Consider the following 21,252-nt stretch of genomic DNA (forward strand, 5'->3'; position numbering starts at 1 on the left):
CGGACATTCTGCTGGAGCCGGCCCTTGAAAGCCCTCGACGAACTGACCTTCGACAACCGCTTCGCCCGCCTGGGCGACGCGTTCTCGGCCCATGTGCTGCCCGAACCGATCGACAATCCGCGACTGGTGGTTGCCAGCCCGGCGGCCCTGGCGCTGCTGGATCTGGAACCGGCGACTGCGGACACCCAGGAATTTGCCGAACTGTTCGGCGGCCACAAGTTGTGGGCCGATGCCGAGCCACGAGCGATGGTCTATTCCGGGCATCAGTTCGGCGGGTATACGCCGCAACTGGGCGATGGTCGCGGGCTGTTGCTGGGTGAGGTCTACAACGAAGCCGGCGAACACTGGGACCTGCACCTCAAGGGTGCCGGGCAGACGCCGTTTTCGCGCATGGGCGATGGTCGTGCCGTGCTGCGTTCGTCGATCCGTGAATTTCTCGCGTCCGAAGCGCTGTATGCGCTGAACATCCCGTCCTCACGCGCCGCGTGCGTGATCGGTTCCGACACCCCGGTCTGGCGCGAGAAACAGGAACGCGCCGCGATGGTTCTGCGTCTGGCGCCAAGCCACGTGCGCTTCGGCCATTTCGAATATTTCTATTACACCAAGCGGCCCGAGCAGCAGAAGCAGCTCGGCGAGCACGTGCTGGCGATGCACTTCCCCGAGTGCCTGGAACAGCCGGAGCCGTATCTGGCGATGTTCCGCGAAATCGTCGAGCGCAACGCCGAACTGATCGCCAAGTGGCAGGCCTACGGTTTCTGCCACGGGGTGATGAACACCGACAACATGTCGATCCTCGGCATCACCTTCGACTTCGGCCCGTTCGCCTTCCTCGATGACTTCGACGCGAACTTCATCTGCAACCATTCCGATGATCAGGGCCGTTACTCGTTCAGCAATCAGGTGCCCGTCGGCCAGTGGAACCTCAGCGCTCTGGCCCAGGCCCTGACGCCATTCATCAGCGTCGAAGCCCTGCGCGAAACCCTTGGCTTGTACCTGCCGCTGTTCCAGGCCCACTACCTCGACCTGATGCGCCGCCGTTTGGGCCTCACCACGGCCGAGGACGAGGACCAGCAACTGCTGGAGCAACTGCTGCAATTGATGCAGAACAGTGGCGTCGACTACACGCTGTTCTTCCGTCGTTTGGGTGAGGAATCAGCGGATCAGGCTGTCGCTCGTTTACGCGATGACTTCGTCGATATCCGAGGCTTCGATGCCTGGGGCGAGCGTTACGTCGACCGTGTCGCACGAGATGGTGCTATCGATCAGGAACAACGTCGGGCGCGGATGCATGCGGTGAATCCGTTGTACATCCTGCGCAATTACCTGGCGCAGAAGGCGATTGATGCGGCGGAACAGGGTGATTACTCGGAGGTGCGTCGGCTGCATGCGGTGTTGAGCAATCCATTCGAGGAACAGCCTGGAATGGAAAGCTATGCGGAACGGCCGCCGGAGTGGGGCAAGCATCTGGAGATCAGTTGTTCGTCGTGAGTGCGACGACTTGAACCTTGATAATCGATCCGTACGGCTCCAGATCAGCCGTACGATCACACTCTTTTCATCGAGCCCGACATGACCGACCCACTCCTCATCCCCTGCCCCTCCTGCAACGGCCTCAACCGAATTCCCGCCGAACGCCTCGGCGACCACCCGAGATGCGGGCGCTGCAAGTCCGAGGTGCTGTTGAGCAAGCCGTTCGACCTCAAGCAAGGCGACTACGCCAGCCAGATCAAGGGCGATCTGCCGTTGCTGGTGGATGTGTGGGCGGACTGGTGCGGGCCGTGCAAGTCGTTTGCGCCGGTGTTCGAGCAGGCGGCGGCGCAACTGGCGGGCAAATACAGGCTGGCCAAGCTGGACAGCGAAGCCAATCAGCAGTTGTCGGCGCAGTTGGGGATCCGTTCGATTCCGAGCCTGATCCTGTTCAAAAATGGCCGGGAGGTGGCGCGGCAGAGTGGCGCATTTCCGCTGCCGCAACTGATGGCGTGGTTGCGTAGCCAAGGCATCTGATCGCGGCGCACATTCCCTGTGGGAGCGAGCCTGCTCGCGATGACGGTTGCTCATTCAACAAATGGTTTGAATGAAAGACCGCTATCGCGAGCAGGCTCGCTCCCACAGTTCTTTATGCCGGCTCAGACGGTCAGGCGTCTTCGAGCAGGTTGTGCAGTTCGACGAACTGCTGCGTCAGCTTGTGCCGCGGATCGAGATGGATCAGCGGCGTGCTGGCCTGGTGCGATTCGCGCATGCGCACTGAGCTGGCAAGGTAAACCGGCAGCACCGGCAACCCTTCGGCGATCAATTCGTCGAGCATCTGCTGCGGCAGGCTGGCCCGGGCCTGGAACTGGTTGACCACGATGCCTTCGACTTCCAGGCCTTCGTTGTGGTCATCCTTCAACTCTTCGATCTCCGACATCAGCCCGTATAGCGCCTGACGGGAGAAGCTGTCGCAGTCGAAAGGGATCAATACTCGATCAGCCGCGATCAGCGCCGAAACTGCATAGAAATTCAAGGCTGGCGGGGTATCGAGGTAGATGCGGTCGTATTCGCCGTCCAGCTCTTCCAGCAACTTACGCAGCTTGTTGATCTTGTGCTTGGCCTCAAGCTTGGGCTGCAAATCGGCCAGCTCCGCCGTGGCGGTGATGATGTGCAGGTTGTCGAACGGGGTTTCGTAGATATCGGCCTTGTTCTTCTTGGAGAACGGGCCCGAAGACAGGGTCTGCTTGAAGAAGTCGGCGATGCCCATCGGAATGTCATTACCGGTGAGTCCGGTCAGGTACTGAGTGGAGTTGGCCTGGGCATCAAGGTCCACCAACAGCGTGCGATAACCCTCGCTGGCGCTGACCGCCGCCAGATTGCAGGCGATGCTGGATTTGCCCACGCCACCTTTCTGATTGAACACCACGCGCCGCATGACAAAACCTCCGTGTATCAAAGAATGACCGAGTGTAGTGGTGCCCGGCCCCGCTTCGCTACCTTCGCGGACACGGACTACAGGGTCAGACGCAAATATCTCAATAGTCACGGCGCAAATGCTGCCTTCGACCGCCGATATGCCCGACAGACAATCCCTTCACAATCCGGATAATGGCCAAGTGATATTTTTTGCCATGTACCCTTCGGTCCATTTCAGAGCGCAAAATGTAACCAGCATTTGCTACACACTCGTCGCACCGGGATAATGCGCGCCACCCGGCGCCAAGCGCCACGCCACTTTCGGCAAGGTCAGCTCCTCTGTGGCTTTGGCAGAACCGCGTCAAAAACAGCCCGCAGGGGCGGGATGAATGTCCGTGATCAACTTCAACATCGCCCAATGGCGCGCCTGGGCTCCCGGGCTCGACAGCGTGGACGCCTGGCAAGCCTGGAGCCGACAGCCGGTCGTGCTCCCGAGCAGCGATGCCGCGCCCGATGTGTCGTTCCTTCCCGCCATGCAGCGCCGCCGTCTCAGCCGCCTGGCGCGAATGGCCTTCAGTGTCGGCTGGCCACTGGCCGACGGTCGGGAAAACCTGCCGCTGGTGTTCGTGTCCCGTCACGGCGAAACCCCGCGCACCTTCGACATCCTCAGCGACCTGGCCAACGAACAACCGCTGTCACCGACCCAGTTCAGTCTCTCCGTGCACAACGCGATCATCGGCCTGTGGTCGATCATGCGCGGCGAAACCAGCGAGATGACGGCCCTCGCCGCCGCTGGCGACGGACTCGAACACGGTGTGCTGGAAGCCGCCGCCCTGCTGGACGAAGGCGCCCCAGCGGTACTGCTGGTGATCACCGAAGAACAACCACCCCAGGCCTATTCGGCGTGGATCGATGATGTGCCGTTTCCGTACGCGGTGGGCTTGCTGCTGACCCCCGGTACCGACTGGCGGCTGACCCTGAACAGCGCCCCCGAAGCACTGTCCAAAGCGCAATGGCCCCATGCACTGAATCTGCTGCAAACCCTGCTCGGCCAGCAAACCCTTTGCCAACATGCCTGGAAAAATCGTGTATGGACCTGGCAACGCAACCCGTGACCGAAAAGCATCGTGACGCCTACTACTGGCGTCTGCTGGCCACCGCCCTCAGCTTCGCCCTCTTCGGGCTCGGTGGACTGTGCCTGCGTTTGCTGGTGTTTCCGCTGCTGGGCTGCCTGCCGGGCGACGCGAAAACCCATCGCGAGCGGGCGCGGCAGACCGTCAGTCGGCTGTTCTGGTTTTTCGTCCGGTTCATGGCCCGTACCGGCGTGCTGACCTATGACATTCAGGGCGCCGAACGCCTCGGCCGGCCGGGGCAGATGATCATCGCCAACCACCCGTCGCTGATCGATGTGGTGTTCCTGATCGGTCTGGTGCGCCACGCCAATTGCGTGGTGAAGAAAACGCTGTGGGAAAACCCTTTCACCCGTGGCCCGCTGCGCAGCACCGAATACATCAGCAACGACGGCAGCATGGACATGCTCGATGCCGCCGCCGGCGCCTTGCAGGATGGCCAGACCCTGATCATTTTCCCGGAAGGCACGCGCACCCAACCCGGTCAGGCCCCGGCCTTTCATCGGGGGGCAGCGGCCATCGCGCTGCGCGGTGCGAAAATCCTGACGCCGGTCATCATCAAGGTCAGCCCGACCACTTTGACCAAGGCCGAGCCGTGGTATCGCATCCCGAGCCGCCGTGTTCACTTCAGTTTTCGCGTCGGGGCCGATATAGACCCACAGACCTTTGCCGCACAAGGACCTGCACCGCAGGCCTCGCGCAAGCTCAACGACTTTCTGCACCATTTTTTTATCAAGGAGCTCGCCGAAGATGAGCGATCTGCACCGTGAGATAAAACTGCTGATCATCGATGCCCTGGGCCTCGAAGACATCAGCGTCGACGACATCGGCGACAACCAGACACTGTTTGGCGAAGGCCTGGGCCTGGATTCCGTCGACGCCCTGGAGCTTGGCCTGGCGATCCAGAAAAAGTACGGCATCAAGATCGACGCCGATGCCAAGGACACCCGCAACCATTTCACCAACGTGGCGAGCCTCGCGGCGTTCGTCACGGCAAAACAGGCAGCTTGAGACCGGACCATGCAAACTCGTGACGACATCTTCAACACCCTGCGCGATGCCCTGGTCGAGCTGTTCGAACTGGACCCGGCCCGTGTGAGCCTGGAATCGAACCTGTATCAGGACCTGGAAATCGACAGCATCGACGCCGTCGACCTGATCGACCACATCAAACGCCAGACCGGCAAGAAAATCGCCGCCGAGGAGTTCAAGTCGGTGCGTACCGTCGGCGACGTGGTCGAGGCGGTCTACCGTCTGGTTCAACCGGCCGCATGAGCCGATTGATCGGCCTCGGCCTGCTGCTGGCGGGCCTGTTGTATCCCTTTGCGGTGTATTTCGGCATGGAGCACTTTGCGCCGTGGCAGTTCGGCCTGCTGCTGGGCAGCCTGTGGCTGGCCCGCGCGCTGACCGGCGAGCGCAAGCCCGGCAGTCTGTGGATGGCCTGCGTGGCCATCGTGTTCTGCCTGCTGCTGGCGCTGTTCGACAGCCCGCTGTTGCTGCGCTGGTATCCGGTGCTGATCAGCGGCTTCATGCTGGTGCTGTTCAGCCTGAGCCTGAAATACGGCCCGCCGATGGTCGAACGTCTGGCGCGCATTCGCGAGCCGCAATTGCCGCCCGAAGCGATCCGCTACACCCGTCAGGTCACCGTGGCCTGGAGCGTGTTTTTTTTCTGTAACGGCTTGTGCGCGGCCCTGCTGACCCTTTGGGCACCGCTGCACTGGTGGATGTTGTACACCGGCCTGATCTCCTACGGATTGATCGGCCTGATGTTTGCCATTGAATGGCTGATACGACAACGGGTAAGAGGTCGCCCATGAACTGGATAAAACTTGAGCAGCTGCTGCTCAAGGATCTGCCGCAGCGCGACGTCACCGTCGCGCCGGCACTCGATCACGCACACCTGCGCGAACAGGCCCTGAGCCTGGCCGCCGGCCTGCAAGCCAGGGGCGTGCGACGTCTGGCCGTGCACCTGGAAGATGCCGCAGAACTGGCCATCGCCCTGCTCGGTGCCTGGCGCGCCGGCGTCAGCGTCTTGCTGCCTGCGGATCTGCAAGCGCAGACCCGCCAGCGCTGGTCGAACGAAGTCGACCTGTGGCTGACCGATCATGCAGACGACGCGCACCTGAGCGATTTGCAGCACACCGCACTGACAGGTACCGAACTGGATCTCGACCAGTGCCGCCTGAGCCTGTGCACGTCCGGCTCCAGCGGCGAGCCCAAACGCATCGACAAGTCCCTGCGGCAACTGGCCAACGAAGTCGAAGCCCTCGAGCAACTGTGGGGTGCGGATCTCGGCGAGGCCTGCATCATCGGCAGCGTCGCCACCCAACACATTTACGGTCTGTTGTTCCGTGTTTTGTGGCCGCTGTGTGCCGGCCGCCCGTTCCTGCGCAAACAACTGGCCTTTCCTGAAGACATGCAGCGCGCCAGCCGCGAACACCCGGCCTTCGCCTGGGTCGCCAGCCCGGCGTTGCTCAAGCGCATGGGCGACAACCTCGACTGGCCGGCCCTGAGCGCCGTGCGCCGGGTGTTTTCCTCCGGCGGTGCGTTGCCGGCGGATGCCGCGCGAAGCCTGCACCAACGCCTGCAACAGTGGCCGACGGAAATCCTCGGCAGCTCGGAGACCGGCGGCATCGCCTGGCGTCAGGGCCAACACTTGTGGCAGCCATTCGCCGGTGTCGAGCTGAGCCAGGATGGCGACGGCGCCCTGTTGATCGCCTCGCCGTACCTTCCCGCCGGGCATGTCGAACACACCGCCGATGCCGCACGCATCGAAGCCGATGGTCGCTTCGAACTGCTCGGGCGACTGGACCGGATCGTCAAACTGGAAGAAAAACGCATCTCCCTGCCGATGCTGGAGCAGGCCCTGGTCGCCCACGATTGGGTCGCCGAAGCGCGCTTGGGCGTGGTGCAGGAAAACCGCGCCTCCCTCGGCGCCTTGCTGGTGCTCAGCGAATCCGGCCTGTTTGCCCTGCGTGAGCACGGCCGCCGCAGCCTCACCGAAACCCTGCGCCGTCACCTCGGCGAGCACTGCGAAGCCCTCGCCCTGCCCCGGCGCTGGCGCTTGCTGCGACAACTGCCGCTGAACCCTCAGGGCAAGTTGCCTCAGGCCGACGTCGAAGCGCTGCTGCTGGCACCCCGTCCTAAGGCACCGGAGGTTCTGGAACAGACCGAAACCGATGGCGAGTGGAGCCTGCAACTGAGTGTACCGCCAGACCTTGCCTACTTCAGTGGCCACTTCCCCAAGGCCCCGGTGTTGCCCGGCGTGGTGCAGGTCGAATGGGCACTGAACCTTGGTCGCCAACTCTTGAACCTGTCCGGCGCGTTCGCCGGCATGGAAGTGCTGAAGTTCCAGCAACTGGTGCGCCCCGGCGATGAAATCCAGCTGCACCTGCGCTTCGACCCTGAACGCGGCAAGCTGTATTTCGCCTACCGCAACGACACCGCCACCTGTTCCAGCGGGCGGATTCTGCTGGGGACTGACAATGCATAATCCTTGCGCGGTCATCCCGGTCTACAACCACGAAACTGCGATCGCCACCGTGGTCGATGCCCTGCTCGCCCAAGGCTTGCCGTGCATTCTCGTGGACGACGCCAGCAGCAAATCCTGCGCAGCCGTGCTGGATGTTCTGGCCGAACGCGAGCGAGTGTACCTGGTGCGCCTCACCACCAATCAGGGCAAGGGCGGCGCGGTGATGACCGGCCTGCGTGAAGCGGCGCGACTGGGCTTCAGCCACGCCTTGCAGGTCGATGCCGACGGTCAGCACGACTTGCAGGATGTCGCGCGCTTTGTCGAAGAATCCCGCGCCCATCCGCGAGCGCTGATCTGCGGTTATCCGCTGTACGACGCCAGCGTCCCCAAGGGTCGCCTGTACGCCCGTTACCTGACGCACGTGATGGTGTGGATCAACACCCTGTCGCTACAGATCCGCGATTCGATGTGCGGTTTCCGGGTGTATCCGCTGGAGCCGACACTGGCGCTGATCGACTCGGCGCGGATCGGCAAGCGCATGGATTTCGACTCGGACATCCTCGTGCGTCTGTCCTGGCGCAACCAGCCGATGCGCTGGCTGCAAACCAGCGTGCACTACCCGCTGGACGGCGTGTCGCACTTTCGGATGTTCCACGACAACGTGCTGATTTCGAGCATGCACACACGCCTGTTCTTCGGCATGTTGCTGCGCTCGCCCGCGATCCTCTGGCGACGGTGGCGCGCATGACGGTCGAAACCGACAAAAAGCACTGGGCCGACCGCGAAGAGCGTGGCAGTTTCCTGCTGATGAAATTCACCGCGTTCGCCGCCAAGGTTCTTGGCCGACGCCTGCTGAGCCCGCTGCTGTACGGCATCGTCCTGTACTTCTTCCTGTTCGGCCGCACGGCCCGGCGCAGTGCCTGGCAGTATCAGCAGCGTCTCGCCGACTGGAGCGGTCGCCACGAATTGCGCCCGAGCCTGTGGCGCGTGTTCGGGCAGTTCATGGCGTTCGCCGATTCGCTGCTCGACAAGCTCGACGTGTGGAACCGCAAGCTGAGCATCGAGCAGATCGAAATCATCGACCCGGCGCTGCTGCGCAATCAGTTGCGCGGCAGTCGCGGGCAAATGCTGGTGGGCGCGCACCTGGGCAACCTCGAAGTGTGCCGGGCGCTGGCGGAGATCGGCGAAAAGGTCACCATGAACGTGCTGGTGCACACCAAGCACGCCGAACAGTTCAATCGTCTGCTGGGCGAAGCCGGGGCGACCAATCTGCGGCTGATCCAGGTCAGCGAGCTAGACCCGGGGGTCATGCTGCAGCTGAACGAACGCCTGGAGCGCGGCGAATGGCTGGCGATTGCCGGTGATCGCGTACCGCTGCATGGCGGCCGCAGCGTGACCGTGGATTTCCTCGGTCATCCAGCGCGATTCCCGCAAGGTCCGTGGCTGCTGGCCGGCCTGCTGAAATGCCCGGTCAATCTGCTGATGTGCCTCAAGCAACCTGACGGCCACTATCGCCTGACCCTGGAGCCGTTCACCGAGGCCGTGACCTGGACCCGCCGCGACCGCGAACAGGTCATTCATCAGTGGGCGACCCGCTACGCCGAACGCCTGAGTCACTATTGCCTCGAAGCCCCCAGGCAATGGTTCAACTTTTACCCTTTCTGGAAGACCGATGACGACGCCAACCCATGAGCCGGTAACCTTCGGCGAACGCCCTTTGCGCATCGAAGACGTGCTGGCCCTGGCCAACCGTCAGGCGCCCGTGCAGTTGCAGAGCGACGCCGATTACCGTGAACGCATCGCCAAAGGTGCGCGGTTCCTCGATTCGCTGCTGGACAAGGAAGGCGTGATCTACGGCGTGACCACCGGTTACGGCGACTCCTGCGTGGTCGCGGTGCCGCTGCATCACGTCGAAGCGCTGCCGCAGCATCTCTACACCTTCCACGGTTGCGGACTGGGCAAACTGCTCGACGCCCAGGCCACCCGCGCGGTGCTGGCGGCGCGTTTGCAGTCGCTGTGCCACGGCGTGTCCGGAGTGCGCATCGAGCTGTTGGAACGCCTGCATGCCTTCCTTGAACACGACATCCTGCCGCTGATCCCCGAAGAGGGGTCGGTGGGCGCCAGCGGCGATCTGACGCCGCTGTCCTACGTCGCCGCGACCCTGTCCGGCGAGCGTGAAGTGATGTTCCGTGGCGAGCGCCGCCAGGCTGCCGATGTGCATCGCGAACTGGGCTGGACTCCGCTGGTGCTGCGCCCGAAAGAAGCGCTGGCACTGATGAACGGCACCGCCGTGATGACCGGCCTCGCCTGCCTGGCTTACGCCCGCGCCGATTACCTGCTGCAACTGGCCACTCGCATCACCGCTTTGAACGTGGTGGCGCTGCAAGGCAATCCGGAACACTTCGACGAGCGTCTGTTCGCCGCCAAACCGCATCCGGGGCAAATGCAGGTTGCCGCGTGGCTGCGCAAGGATCTGGCGATCGACGCGCCGACCGCGCCGCTGCATCGCCTGCAGGATCGCTACTCGCTGCGCTGCGCACCGCACGTGCTCGGCGTATTGGCCGACAGCCTGAACTGGCTGCGTTCGTTCATCGAGACCGAACTCAACAGCGCCAACGACAACCCGATCATCGACGCCGAAGCTGAGCGCGTGCTGCACGGCGGGCACTTCTACGGCGGACATATCGCGTTCGCCATGGACAGCCTGAAAAACCTCGTGGCCAACGTCGCCGACCTGCTCGACCGACAACTCGCCTTGCTGGTGGACGAGCGTTACAACCACGGTTTGCCGAGCAATCTGTCCGGCGCCAGCGCCGACCGGGCGATGCTCAACCACGGCTTCAAGGCTGTGCAGATCGGCGCCAGCGCCTGGACCGCCGAAGCGTTGAAAAACACCATGCCGGCCAGCGTCTTCTCGCGCTCCACCGAGTGCCACAACCAGGACAAGGTGAGCATGGGCACCATCGCCGCCCGCGACGCCATTCGCGTGCTGGAGCTGACCGAACAGGTGGCCGCCGCCACGCTGCTCGCCGCCAACCAAGGTGTGTGGCTGCGTGGCCGTGATGAAGACGCACGGCCACTGCCTCCGTCGCTGGCCGCGATGCACGAAGCGCTGGCCCAGGACTTCCCGCCGGTGATCGAAGACCGCGCCCTGGAAGGCGAACTGCGCCTGTGTCTGCAACGCATCGCCGAGCAACACTGGAGGCTGCATGCGTAGTGCCGGAGTGCTTCACGCCGATACGGAAATCCTCGTGCCGTTCTTTGACGTCGACACCATGCACGTCGTCTGGCACGGCCATTACGTAAAATACCTGGAAGTGGCGCGCTGCGCGTTGCTCGACAAGATCGGCCACAACTACAACCAGATGGTCGACTCGGGCTACGCCTGGCCGGTAATCGACCTGCAACTGCGCTACGTGCGCGGCGCGGTGTTCGGTCAGCGGCTGAACGTGCGCGCCAGCCTGGTGGAGTGGGAAAACCGCCTGAAGATTCACTACCTGATCACCGACGCCGAGACCGGCGAACGCCTGACCCGCGCCAGTTCGGTGCAGGTCGCCGTCGAGGTGAGCAGCCGCGAGATGCAACTGGCGTCGCCGAAAGTCTTCACCGATGCCGTGGAAAGGATGCTGCGATGAATGTGTTTGTGAAATCCCTTGGGGCCCTTGCGCTGCTGACGCTGTCGTCGCTGGCCAATGCCTTCGACCTGCAACAGCTGAGCGATCAACTGGCGAAACCGGACGTGATCCACGGCCAGTTCATCCAGGAAAAGCACCTGCGTGCCCTGCCCCAGCCGCTGATCAGCAAGGGCAACTTTGTCCTCGCCAAGCATTACGGTCTGCTCTGGCTGCTGAAAACCCCGCTGCAGCAGGACTACCGCATCAACGCCAAAGGCATCGCCCGTCGTGACGTCAGCGGTTGGCAACTGTTGCCCGGCAAGAGCGCCGGCGCCGAACAGAACCGTCTGTTCCTCGCCGTGCTGCAAGGCGACAGCAGCGGCCTGCAACGGGATTTCGAACTGACCCTGAGCGGCGACGCGCAGCAATGGCAACTGACCCTGACCCCGCGCTCGGTGCTGCTCAAGCAGGTTTTCAATCAGATCAACATCACCGGTGGCACGCTGGTGAATACCATCGAACTGCTGGAAACCCAGGGCGACAGCACTGTGCTGCGCATGCAGGACAGCACCGCCGGCCAACCGTTGAGCGACGCGGAGCAACATGACTTTGCCGAGTGAACGCAGGCTGCCCTGGCTGTTCCTGATCCTGCTGATGGCCGTCGTCGCACTGGGCGCCTGGCAGTGGCGCGACGGCGCACCGTTGTCGGCGAACCTGATGGAGCTGGTGCCCGGCACGCATCCGGACGCGGTCGAGCAGCGTGCCGAACAACGCATGCAGGAACCGCTCAACCGGGAAATGCTGGTCCTGGTCGGGCATACCGATCGCCAGCAAGCCGTCGCCATGGCCCAGACTCTGGGCGAGCAATGGCAGGCCAGCGGGCTGTTCGAAAAAGTGCAGTGGAACCTGCAAGCCGATCTGCCCGCCCTGCGCACGCAATTGCTGCAAGGGCGACTGGCGATGCTCTCGGCGGATGATCGGCAACTGCTGATCGAACACCCGGACGCCTTCATCCAGCAACGGGTGCAGGCGCTGTTCGATCCGTTCACCGGTTTCAGTCTGGTGCCGAGCCAGGACGACTGGCTGGGCCTGACCGGACGCATCCAGAACAGCCAGCCGCAGCACGGCGCGGTGCAACTGGATATCGGCAGCGGAGCGTTGATCGCCGATGCCGACGGCAAGCGCTGGGTGCTGCTGCGGGCACGCACCACCGGCAACGCCTTCGACATGAATTTGCCGCTGCAAGTCGCCGCACTGCTGCAACACAGCCGCGAGCAAGCGGCGAAATCCGATGTGCAACTGCTGGCCGCCAGCGGTTTGCTCTACGCGGCCAACGGTCAGCAGCAAGCGACCCGGGAAATTTCCTGGGTCGGCGGCGGCGCCACGCTCGGTATTCTGTTGCTGCTGTTGCTCGCTTTCCGTCGCTGGCGGGTGTTGCTGGCCTTCATTCCGGTGCTGGTGGGCATGCTGTTCGGTGCGGTGGCCTGCGTGGCGCTGTTCGGGCATCTGCATGTCATGACGTTGGTACTCGGCTCTAGCCTGATCGGTGTAGCGGTGGATTACCCGCTGCACTATCTGTCCAAAAGCTGGAGCCTCAAACCGTGGCGCAGCTGGCCGGCGCTGCGCCTGACCGTCTCGGGCCTGACCCTGAGCCTGATCACCAGTGCCATCGGTTATCTGGCGCTGGCCTGGACGCCGTTCCCGGCCTTGACCCAGATCGCCGTGTTCTCCGCGGCCGGTCTGCTCGGCGCCTACCTGTCGGCGGTGTGCCTGCTGCCGGCGCTGTTGAGCAGCGTCGAATTGCGCCCGGCGCAGTGGCCGTTGCGGCTGGCCGAACGCATGGTCAGCCTTCGGGAAACCCTGCTGGAACACGTACGCACACCGATTCTGTTTGCCCTGCTGGTCGCGTTCTGCGCCGGCGGTCTGGTGCAACTGCAAAGCAAAAACGACATCCGCCAGTGGGTCGGCGCACCGCAGCATCTGACCGATGAAGCGCAGGCCATCGCCCGCATCACCGGTTATCAACCGACCAGCCAGTTCTTCCTGGTGCGCGCGGAAAACCAGGAGCAACTGCTGGAGCGTCAGGCCGCGTTGAGTGAGCGCCTGGAGCAATTGGTCAACCTCGACAAGTTGCAGGGTTTTCTGGCGCTCAACCAACTGGTCAGCCCGCCGAGCCAGCAACAGCAGGTTCGCGAAGCGCTGAACAAATTGCCGCAGTTCTGGCAGCCGCTGCTTGAAGTCGGCGTACCACTGACAGCGCTGCAAACCGAATTGACGCAGTTGCAGTCCCTTCCCGCCGAAGACATCGACACCGCGCTCAGCGGTCCGCTCGGCGAGCCCTACCGCACCTTGTGGCTCGGCCCGGTCGAGGGTGGTGTGGCGGCGATGGTCAGCCTGCAAGGACTGAACAACCCCGCACTACTGCGTGTGCAGGCGCTGGACCTGCCCGGCGTGGAGCTGGTGGATCGCCTCGGTGACTTGAACCGGGTGTTTGCCGAAACCCAGATCAGCGCCGCCGAACTGAAACTCGCCTCCTGCGTGCTGATCGTGCTGGTGCTGATCCTGCCGTTCGGTCTCGGTGGCGCGTTGCGCATCGTTTCCCTGCCGCTGCTCGCGGCGCTGTGCAGTCTGGCCAGCCTCGGCTGGCTCGGTCAGCCGCTGACCCTGTTCAGCCTGTTCGGCCTGCTGCTGGTGACGGCGATCAGCGTCGATTACGCGATCCTGATGCGCGAGCAGGTTGGCGGCGCGGCGGTCAGTCTGCTCGGCACCTTGCTGGCGGCGCTGACGACCTGGCTGTCGTTCGGCCTGCTGGCGGTGTCGAGTACACCGGCGGTGAGCAACTTCGGTCTGTCAGTAAGCCTCGGGTTGGCCTTCAGCTTCATGCTGGCGCCGTGGGCCGGGCGACATGCCCACACCGCGACAGTCGCGGAGCCGGCAGCATGATGGTCGTGGTCTTCTGGCTGATGGCATTGGCATTGTTCGCCGTGGCCACCCGCGTCGGCCGGCATTTCGGGTTGATTCCGATTGTCAGCCAGTTGCTGCTGGCCAGCTTCGCCCTGCCGCTGTTGATGTATTTCTGGATCGAACCGGGCTGGCAGCTCAGTGGCGCCGATCTGATTGCGCCGGACTGGCTGAAAAACCTCTACAGCCTGAGTTTTGCACTGTTGCTCGGGCACATTCTCAGCGATGTGATCGACCTGCGCCTGGATCGCCAGAGCGTGAAAATCGCCCTGCCGAGTTTCGCCGTGCCGTTCGCCTGCGGGCTGGCGACGGCGTACTGGCTGCTGCCGGCGCAACCGTGGATCAACTCGCTGGCCATCGGTCTGGTGTTCGCCATCACCGCGATCCCGGTGCTGTATCTGTACCTGCGCCACATCGACTACCCGCCCGCCGCGACCCGGCGTCTGGTGCAGACCGCGATCCTGATCGACCTGGCCTGCTGGACCCTGTTCGGCCTCGCCCAGGGCAGTCTGCACCTGAGCAGTCTGTTGCTGCCGCTAGGGCTGGCCTGCGTGCCGTTGCTGTTGCGAGTGTTCGGCATCCGCCGGCCGCTGACTTACAGCCTGGGTTTCTTTGCGCTGCTGGTGCTGGCCGAACACTACAAGCTCAATGCGCTGATTTTCGGCATCGGCTACCTGCTGTGCATGGCCGCGTTGAAGGTGCCATTGGTGCTGCCGCTGCCGGCGCGCTGGATGAACCGTTTGCAGACGTGGATCGCGATTCCGCTGATCCTCACTTTCGGCATCGTGCAGATCGATGTGCACAGCGCCCTCGCCAGCCTCGGCGCTGTGCAATGGGCAGCGCTGCTGCTGTTGCCGGTCGCCAGCAAAATCGTGGGCAACTGGCTGGGCCTCGGCTGGGCCGGTGCCTCGTTCGAAGGCGCCAGCCGCTGGCGCGAAAGCGTGCTGCTGAATATTCGCGGCCTGAGTGAAATCGTCTTTCTCAACCTGCTGTTGCAACAACAACTCATCAGCCCGGCGCTGTACTTTGCGCTGATGCTGATGGGGCTGATCGCGACGCTGTTGCCGGCCTTCATCGGCCTGCACCGTGCGTCACTGAACCCTATTGCCGTACCCAGGAGCTCGCGTGCCAATCGTTGAAATGGAATCCCGTCAGGTCGTGATCATCGGCGCCGGTCCCTCCGGCGCCATCGCCGCTGCGTTGCTCAAGCGCAAGGGGCACGACGTGCTGGTGATCGAGCGCCAGCATTTCCCGCGGTTTTCCATCGGCGAAAGCCTGCTCAGTCATTGCCTGGACTTCGTCGAAGAAGCGGGCATGCTTGAAGCGGTGAACGCCGCCGGATACCAGCGCAAGACCGGCGCGGCATTCGCCTGGGGCGAGCGCTATAGCGCGTTCGATTTCGGCGATACGTTCACCGGCGGCAAACCGACCACGTTCCAGGTGCAACGCGCCGACTTCGACAAACTGCTGGCCGATCAAGCCGCGCTGCAAGGTGTGGAAATCCGTTATGGCGATGCCATCGTCAGCGTCGATTTCAACCGCCCGCGTCCGCAACTCGATGTGCGTCGCGAAGACAGCAGCGAGTACCGTGTCGAGGCCGGCTTTGTCCTCGATGCCAGCGGCTACGGCCGCGTGCTGTCTCGCTTGCTCGATCTGGAAGCACCGTCGAATTTCCCGGTGCGTCAGGCCGTGTTCACCCACGTCGAAGATCACATCGACCACCCGGCCTTCGACCGCGAAAAGATCCTCGTCACCACCCATCCGCAGCATCGCGACATCTGGTTCTGGACGATTCCGTTCAGCAATGGTCGCTGCTCGGTGGGCGTGGTGGCCGCTGCTGAACATTTCAATGGTCGCGACGCCGATCTCGATGCCTGCCTGCGCGGTTTCATCGCTGAAACCCCGAGCCTGGCGAAGGTGCTGAACAACGCCGTGTGGGACACCCCGGCGCGCACCCTCGGCGGCTATGCGGCCAACGTCAAAACCCTGCACGGCCCGGGCTTTGCTTTGTTGGGCAACGCCGCCGAGTTTCTCGATCCGGTGTTCTCTTCCGGCGTGACCATCGCCATGCGCTCGGCGAGCATGGCCGCCGGTGTATTGCACCGACAGTTGCAGGGCGAAACCGTGGACTGGCAAAGCGAGTTCGCCGAACCCTTGAAACGCGGTGTCGACACCTTCCGCGCCTACGTCGAGGGCTGGTACGCCGGCACCTTCCAGGACGTGATTTTCCATGAGCAGGCTTCCCCGGACATCCGTCGCATGATCTGTTCGATTCTCGCCGGTTACGCCTGGGACGAACGCAACCCGTTTGTCAGCGAGGCACGCCGCCGACTGAAGACGATTTCCGAACTCTGTGCAAAGGACGCCCCATGAATTACTTGAGCGACAGCTACGTCGAGGAAACCCGTTTCGGCTTCTGGTTCCTGCGCAGCCACACCTGGCAGCACCATGTGCTGCGCGTGGCGATCAACGATTTGCGCGGCTTGTTCAGCGAAGCGCTGCCGGCCAACCCGGTGCTGCTGGATGCAGGCTGCGGCCAGGGCAAATCCTTCGGCCACCTACGCCAGACCTTCGCCCCACAGCGTTTGATCGGCGTCGATGCCGACCCCCACAGCCTGGAGCTGAGTGCCGCAGAGGCCGCGCGCCAGGGTTTCACCGTCGAGCTGATCGGCAGCGACTGCGCGACGCTCAATGTCCCGGATGCGAGCGTCGATCTGCTGTTCTGTCACCAGACCTTCCATCATCTGGTGGAACAGGAAAAGGCCCTGGCCGAGTTCTACCGGGTGCTCAAGCCGGGCGGTTATCTGCTGTTCGCCGAGTCCACCGAGGCTTACATTGATACGTGGGTCATCCGCTGGCTGTTCCGCCATCCGATGCACGTGCAGAAGAGTGCGGCGCAGTATCTGGAAATGATCCGCCAGCAGGGCTTCGAGTTCGGCGAACGGAATGTTTCCTACCCGTACCTGTGGTGGAGCCGGGCGAAGGATTTCGGCCTGCTGGAACGTTTTGGCCTGCGCAAGCCGAAACCGTTTGGCCAGCGTGAAGAAACCCTGGTCAACGTCGTGGCGCGCAAACCGCTGGAAGAGGCTGTCTGATGCTGCGTGTTCTGCTGCTCGCCTGCGTCCTGCTGCTGACCGCTTGCGCCAGCCAGGCGCCGCTGCCTGTGGATAACCCGACGCTGCCCTTGCCGCTGCAACTGCACATCGAGCGCCAGCAAGCCGGACAGCGTCAGGACTGGTTGCTGGTGATCCAGCGCGAGGGCCCGGGCATCCGCTGGTCGATGATGGATCCGCTGGGCATTCCCCAGGCCCGTCAGCAACTGATCGACGGACGCTGGCAGGCCGACGGCCTGCTGCCGCCGAATCCGGAAGCCCGGGAGTTGTTCGCCGCGCTGCTGTTCGCCCTGACGCCTGCCGGCGAACTGGCGCGCAATTACCCCACCGCGTTGCAACACGGCGGCCAACGTTCCTTGCCGGCACGCTGGGACGTCCGCTATTCACAGCCGTCGAGCTTCGAATTGAATCTGCCCCAAGGCCCGCACTATCGCGTGTCTCCCTTAGGTGAATCGACGCCATGACCGCCTACCTCAACGCACTCGGCGTGATCTGCGCCCTGGGCCGTGACAAGCAAGAAGTCGCCCGCCACCTGTTCGCCGGCGATTGCTCGGGCATGCGCCGCGAGGCTGGCTGGGTGCCGGAACGCGAGTTGCCGGTGGCCGCCGTGCGCGGTGATCTGGCGCCCGTTCCGCCGCAGATGGCGGCGCACAAGAGCCGCAACAATCAGTTGCTGCTGGAAGCCGCGTTGCAGATTCGCGAAGACATCGACGCTGCCATTCAGGCCTACGGCCCTGAGCGTATCGGTGTGGTGCTCGGCACCAGCACCTCGGGTATCGACGAGGCCAGCCAGGGGCTGGCGCATTACATTCGCAACCAACAGTTCCCGGCCGATTACGACTACCGGCAACAGGAACTCGGCGCCCCGGCGACCTTCCTCGCCGACTGGCTGCAACTGAGCGGCCCGACCTACGTGATTTCCACGGCGTGCACCTCCAGCGCCCGGGCCCTGATGAGCGCCCGGCGCCTGCTGGATCTGGGGCTGTGCGACGCGGTGCTGTGCGGCGGTGTCGACAGCCTGTGCAAGCTGACCCTGAATGGTTTCTCGTCGCTGGAAGCGGTGTCCGACAAGCGCTGCAATCCGTTCTCGGCCAACCGCAACGGCATCAACATCGGCGAGGCAGCGGTGCTGTTCGTGATGAGCAAACAGCGCGGCGACGGCCCGGCCATTGCCCTGCTGGGCGCTGGCGCCAGCTCCGATGCGCACCACATTTCTGCACCGGAACCGTCCGGCCGGGGCGCGTTGCAAGCGATGCAACAGGCGCTGGATCGCGCCCGACTGCAAGCCGCGCAAATCAGCTACCTGAACCTGCATGGCACCGCCACCCAGCACAACGACGCGATGGAAAGCCTGGCCGTTTCCACGCTGTTCCCGCAGGGTGTGGCGTGTTCCTCGACCAAGCCGATGACCGGCCACACCCTCGGTGCTGCCGGTGCACTGGAAGCCGCGTTCTGCTGGCTGAGCCTGAGCACCGACAACCCCGACCACGCCTTGCCGCCGCACGTCTGGGACGGCCAGGCCGATCCGGACCTGCCAGCGCTGAAGTGGGTGACCGCAAGCGAACGCCTGGCGTCCATTGCACCCCGCTACCTGATGAGCAACTCGTTTGCCTTCGGTGGCAATAACGTCAGCCTGATTATCGGAGACGCCCCATGAATGACTGGCCGCTCGCCGAATTGCTGCCCCACGCTGGCGACATGATTCTGATCGACCGGATCCTGAGCTTCGACGATGAGCAGATCCACACTACCCTCACGGTCAAGCCCGATGGCCTGTTCAACCTGCCCGACGGCAGCCTGCCAGCATGGGTCGGCGTCGAGCTGATGGCGCAGAGCGTCGCTGCATTCGCCGGCTGCCATGCACGACAGAAAGGCAATGCGGTGGAGCTGGGCTTTCTGCTCGGCACCCGCAAATTCGAATGCAATGTCGAGGCGTTTCCGGTCGGCTGCGAACTGACCATCCATGGCATCCGCTCGCTGGAAGATGACAACGGCATGGGCGTGTTCGAATGCCATATCAATGCGCCCGGCATCGAAGCCAGCGCCCGGCTGAACGTGTTCCGCCCGCCGCACGCGGCGCAATATCTTGAACAATTGAAGGAGTCGAACGATGACTGAATTCGTACTGGTCACCGGCTCCAGCCGTGGCATCGGCCGCGCCATTGCACTGCGCCTGGCCAAGGCCGGCCACGATATCGTCCTGCATTGCCGCAGTGGCGTGGCCGAGGCGCAAGGGGTGAAAACCGAAATCGAAGCGCTGGGTCGCAATGCGCGCATCCTGCAATTCGACGTGGCTGACCGCGAAACCTGCAAAGCCATCCTCGAAGCAGACGTTGAAGCCCACGGCGCCTATTACGGCGTGGTGCTCAATGCCGGACTGACCCGCGATGGCGCGTTTCCGGCCCTCAGTGATGACGACTGGGACGTGGTGTTGCGCACCAACCTCGACGGTTTCTACAACGTCCTGCACCCGGTGATGATGCCGATGATCCGTCGTCGCGCCGCCGGTCGCATCGTTTGCATTACCTCGGTCTCGGGGCTGATCGGCAACCGTGGCCAGGTCAACTACAGCGCTTCCAAGGCCGGCGTGATCGGTGCCGCAAAGGCGTTGGCGATCGAACTGGCCAAGCGCAAAATTACAGTCAACTGTGTCGCGCCGGGCCTGATCGACACGGCCATGCTCGACGAGAACGTGCCGGTGGAAGAACTGATGAAAATGATCCCGGCACAACGCATGGGCACCCCTGAAGAGGTGGCCGGTGCGGTGAATTTCCTGATGTCGGCGGAAGCGTCGTACATCACCCGCCAAGTCCTGGCGGTCAACGGAGGCTTGTGCTGATGAAGCGCGTTGTCGTCACCGGCATGGCCGGCATCACCTCGCTGGGCAGCGACTGGGACACCATCGCCGGCAATTTCGCGGCCAACCGCAGCGGCATCCGCCGGATGGACGAGTGGGATCGCTTCAGCGAGCTGAACACCCGACTGGCCGGGCCGATCGATGATTTCCTGGTGCCGGCGCACTGGACCCGCAAGCAACTGCGCAGCATGGGCCGGGTCTCGCGGCTGGCCGTCGGCGCGGCGGAAAAAGCACTGGCCGATGCCGGCCTGCTGGGCGACGAATCGATCAAGGACGGGCGCATGGGCGTGGCCTGCGGCTCGTCCACCGGCAGCACCGACGAGATCAAGGCGTTCGGCAACATGCTGCTGAATTCGGTGGCCGAAGGTCTGAACGCCAACTCCTACGTGCGGATGATGCCGCACACCACGGCGGCGAACATCAGCATCTTCTTCGGCCTCACCGGTCGCCTGATCCCGACCTCCAGCGCCTGCACCAGCGGCAGCCAGGGCATCGGCTACGCCTACGAGGCGATCAAGTTCGGCCGCCTGCCGCTGATGCTCGCCGGCGGCGCCGAAGAGCTGTGCCCGACCGAAGCCATGGTGTTCGACGCGCTGTACGCCACCAGCCTGAAAAACGATGCGCCGCAAACCTCGCCACGCCCGTATGACAAGGGCCGCGACGGCCTGGTGATCGGTGAAGGCGGCGGCATGCTGGTGCTCGAAGAACTGGAACACGCCCTCGCTCGCGGTGCGCACATTCACGCCGAAATCGTCGGCTTCGGCAGCAACGCCGATGGCCAGCACACGACCCGCCCGGAACAGGTCACCATGCGCCGTGCGATGGAGCTGGCACTGGAAGACGCCGGCCTCACGCCTGACGCCATCGGTTACGTGAACGGTCACGGCACGGCCACCGAGCAGGGCGATATCGCCGAGACCCTGGCCACCAGCAGCTTGTTCGGCGAACACATGCCGATCAGCTCGCAGAAGAGCTTCCTCGGCCACACTTTGGGTGCCTGCGGCGCGCTGGAGTCGTGGTTCAGCATCGAAATGCTCAACCGCGACCTGTACGTGCACACGCTCAACCTCGACGAAGTCGATCCGCACTGCGGCAAGCTCGACTACCTGCGCGGAGAATTCCGCCAGATGCACCACGACTACGTGATGAACAACAACTTCGCGTTCGGCGGGGTCAACACCTCGCTGATTTTCCGCCGCTGGACGCAACCGAATTAATC

The 21,252-nt window shown here is 63.5% G+C and carries 23 protein-coding genes; 22 read left to right on the forward strand and 1 reads right to left on the reverse strand.

All coding sequences use genetic code 11. The annotated features are described in order from the left end of the window. Positions 1–24 precede the first annotated feature (24 nt). Entirely contained in the window at positions 25–1,488 is a 1,464-nt protein-coding gene (selO, locus tag AC07NR_RS14855; RefSeq protein ID WP_495078853.1) for a protein adenylyltransferase SelO, read from the forward strand. Positions 1,489–1,569: 81 nt separating this feature from the next. Then, a complete protein-coding gene (gene trxC / locus AC07NR_RS14860) occupies positions 1,570–2,004 on the forward strand; it encodes a thioredoxin TrxC (RefSeq protein ID WP_495078854.1) in 435 nt (144 codons plus the stop codon). Positions 2,005–2,134: 130 nt separating this feature from the next. On the opposite strand, the gene AC07NR_RS14865 is transcribed toward trxC, so the two are convergent. Then, on the reverse strand, positions 2,135–2,905 hold the full coding sequence (locus AC07NR_RS14865) for a ParA family protein (protein ID WP_085711085.1): 771 nt from the start codon (positions 2,903–2,905) through the stop codon (positions 2,135–2,137). A 370-nt stretch (positions 2,906–3,275) separates the two neighbouring features. Between AC07NR_RS14865 and AC07NR_RS14870 the strand changes: the two genes are divergently transcribed. Genes AC07NR_RS14870 through AC07NR_RS14965 form a run of 20 tightly spaced genes read left to right on the forward strand, consistent with a single transcriptional unit; the run spans position 3,276 to position 21,250 of the window. Next, positions 3,276–4,001 (forward strand): beta-ketoacyl synthase chain length factor, encoded by a 726-nt coding sequence (locus AC07NR_RS14870; protein WP_475274593.1) that lies wholly within the window; start codon positions 3,276–3,278, stop codon positions 3,999–4,001. Beyond that, entirely contained in the window at positions 3,977–4,786 is an 810-nt protein-coding gene (locus AC07NR_RS14875) for a lysophospholipid acyltransferase family protein (RefSeq protein ID WP_305833254.1), read from the forward strand. Before AC07NR_RS14870 ends, AC07NR_RS14875 begins: the two co-directional genes overlap by 25 nt. After that, positions 4,767–5,027: a phosphopantetheine-binding protein gene (locus tag AC07NR_RS14880; protein ID WP_169428534.1), complete on the forward strand. Its 261-nt coding sequence runs from the start codon at positions 4,767–4,769 to the stop codon at positions 5,025–5,027. The genes AC07NR_RS14875 and AC07NR_RS14880 overlap by 20 nt, the downstream gene beginning before the upstream one ends. A gap of 9 nt (positions 5,028–5,036) precedes the next feature. Then, positions 5,037–5,291 carry an acyl carrier protein gene (locus AC07NR_RS14885; RefSeq protein ID WP_007909503.1) on the forward strand — a complete coding sequence of 85 codons (255 nt, stop codon included), beginning with the start codon at positions 5,037–5,039 and terminating at the stop codon, positions 5,289–5,291. Beyond that, entirely contained in the window at positions 5,288–5,833 is a 546-nt protein-coding gene (locus AC07NR_RS14890; protein WP_085711081.1) for a COG4648 family protein, read from the forward strand. Before AC07NR_RS14885 ends, AC07NR_RS14890 begins: the two co-directional genes overlap by 4 nt. Next, on the forward strand, positions 5,830–7,509 hold the full coding sequence (locus AC07NR_RS14895; protein ID WP_495078855.1) for an ApeI family dehydratase: 1,680 nt from the start codon (positions 5,830–5,832) through the stop codon (positions 7,507–7,509). Before AC07NR_RS14890 ends, AC07NR_RS14895 begins: the two co-directional genes overlap by 4 nt. Continuing rightward, positions 7,502–8,236 carry a glycosyltransferase family 2 protein gene (locus AC07NR_RS14900; protein ID WP_495078856.1) on the forward strand — a complete coding sequence of 245 codons (735 nt, stop codon included), beginning with the start codon at positions 7,502–7,504 and terminating at the stop codon, positions 8,234–8,236. Before AC07NR_RS14895 ends, AC07NR_RS14900 begins: the two co-directional genes overlap by 8 nt. Continuing rightward, positions 8,233–9,180, forward strand: coding sequence for a lysophospholipid acyltransferase family protein (locus AC07NR_RS14905; protein ID WP_114881147.1), 948 nt, complete (start codon positions 8,233–8,235; stop codon positions 9,178–9,180). Before AC07NR_RS14900 ends, AC07NR_RS14905 begins: the two co-directional genes overlap by 4 nt. Continuing rightward, positions 9,161–10,705, forward strand: a complete 1,545-nt coding sequence (locus AC07NR_RS14910; protein WP_423204748.1) for an HAL/PAL/TAL family ammonia-lyase — start codon at positions 9,161–9,163, stop codon at positions 10,703–10,705. The genes AC07NR_RS14905 and AC07NR_RS14910 overlap by 20 nt, the downstream gene beginning before the upstream one ends. Beyond that, a complete protein-coding gene (locus tag AC07NR_RS14915; protein WP_085685400.1) occupies positions 10,698–11,123 on the forward strand; it encodes an acyl-CoA thioesterase in 426 nt (141 codons plus the stop codon). The genes AC07NR_RS14910 and AC07NR_RS14915 overlap by 8 nt, the downstream gene beginning before the upstream one ends. Next, complete coding sequence (locus AC07NR_RS14920; RefSeq protein WP_495078857.1) at positions 11,120–11,722, forward strand: outer membrane lipoprotein carrier protein LolA; 603 nt, start codon at positions 11,120–11,122, stop codon at positions 11,720–11,722. Before AC07NR_RS14915 ends, AC07NR_RS14920 begins: the two co-directional genes overlap by 4 nt. Continuing rightward, positions 11,706–14,045, forward strand: a complete 2,340-nt coding sequence (locus tag AC07NR_RS14925) for an MMPL family transporter (protein ID WP_495078858.1) — start codon at positions 11,706–11,708, stop codon at positions 14,043–14,045. Before AC07NR_RS14920 ends, AC07NR_RS14925 begins: the two co-directional genes overlap by 17 nt. Continuing rightward, positions 14,042–15,202: a cation:proton antiporter gene (locus AC07NR_RS14930; RefSeq protein ID WP_495078859.1), complete on the forward strand. Its 1,161-nt coding sequence runs from the start codon at positions 14,042–14,044 to the stop codon at positions 15,200–15,202. The genes AC07NR_RS14925 and AC07NR_RS14930 overlap by 4 nt, the downstream gene beginning before the upstream one ends. Further along, complete coding sequence (locus AC07NR_RS14935) at positions 15,189–16,436, forward strand: NAD(P)/FAD-dependent oxidoreductase (protein ID WP_495078860.1); 1,248 nt, start codon at positions 15,189–15,191, stop codon at positions 16,434–16,436. The genes AC07NR_RS14930 and AC07NR_RS14935 overlap by 14 nt, the downstream gene beginning before the upstream one ends. Next, positions 16,433–17,158 carry a class I SAM-dependent methyltransferase gene (locus AC07NR_RS14940; protein WP_495078861.1) on the forward strand — a complete coding sequence of 242 codons (726 nt, stop codon included), beginning with the start codon at positions 16,433–16,435 and terminating at the stop codon, positions 17,156–17,158. Before AC07NR_RS14935 ends, AC07NR_RS14940 begins: the two co-directional genes overlap by 4 nt. Then, complete coding sequence (locus AC07NR_RS14945; protein WP_495078862.1) at positions 17,158–17,640, forward strand: hypothetical protein; 483 nt, start codon at positions 17,158–17,160, stop codon at positions 17,638–17,640. The genes AC07NR_RS14940 and AC07NR_RS14945 overlap by 1 nt, the downstream gene beginning before the upstream one ends. Then, on the forward strand, positions 17,637–18,833 hold the full coding sequence (locus tag AC07NR_RS14950) for a beta-ketoacyl-[acyl-carrier-protein] synthase family protein (RefSeq protein ID WP_495078863.1): 1,197 nt from the start codon (positions 17,637–17,639) through the stop codon (positions 18,831–18,833). The genes AC07NR_RS14945 and AC07NR_RS14950 overlap by 4 nt, the downstream gene beginning before the upstream one ends. Next, on the forward strand, positions 18,830–19,294 hold the full coding sequence (locus tag AC07NR_RS14955) for a hotdog family protein (RefSeq protein ID WP_085732583.1): 465 nt from the start codon (positions 18,830–18,832) through the stop codon (positions 19,292–19,294). Before AC07NR_RS14950 ends, AC07NR_RS14955 begins: the two co-directional genes overlap by 4 nt. Then, a complete protein-coding gene (gene fabG, locus AC07NR_RS14960; protein WP_495078864.1) occupies positions 19,287–20,015 on the forward strand; it encodes a 3-oxoacyl-ACP reductase FabG in 729 nt (242 codons plus the stop codon). The genes AC07NR_RS14955 and fabG overlap by 8 nt, the downstream gene beginning before the upstream one ends. After that, positions 20,015–21,250 (forward strand): beta-ketoacyl-ACP synthase, encoded by a 1,236-nt coding sequence (locus tag AC07NR_RS14965; RefSeq protein ID WP_085711068.1) that lies wholly within the window; start codon positions 20,015–20,017, stop codon positions 21,248–21,250. Before fabG ends, AC07NR_RS14965 begins: the two co-directional genes overlap by 1 nt. The last annotated feature ends 2 nt before the right edge of the window (positions 21,251–21,252 follow it).

The sequence above is a fragment of the Pseudomonas sp. GW821-FHT09C09 genome (assembly GCF_059418105.1).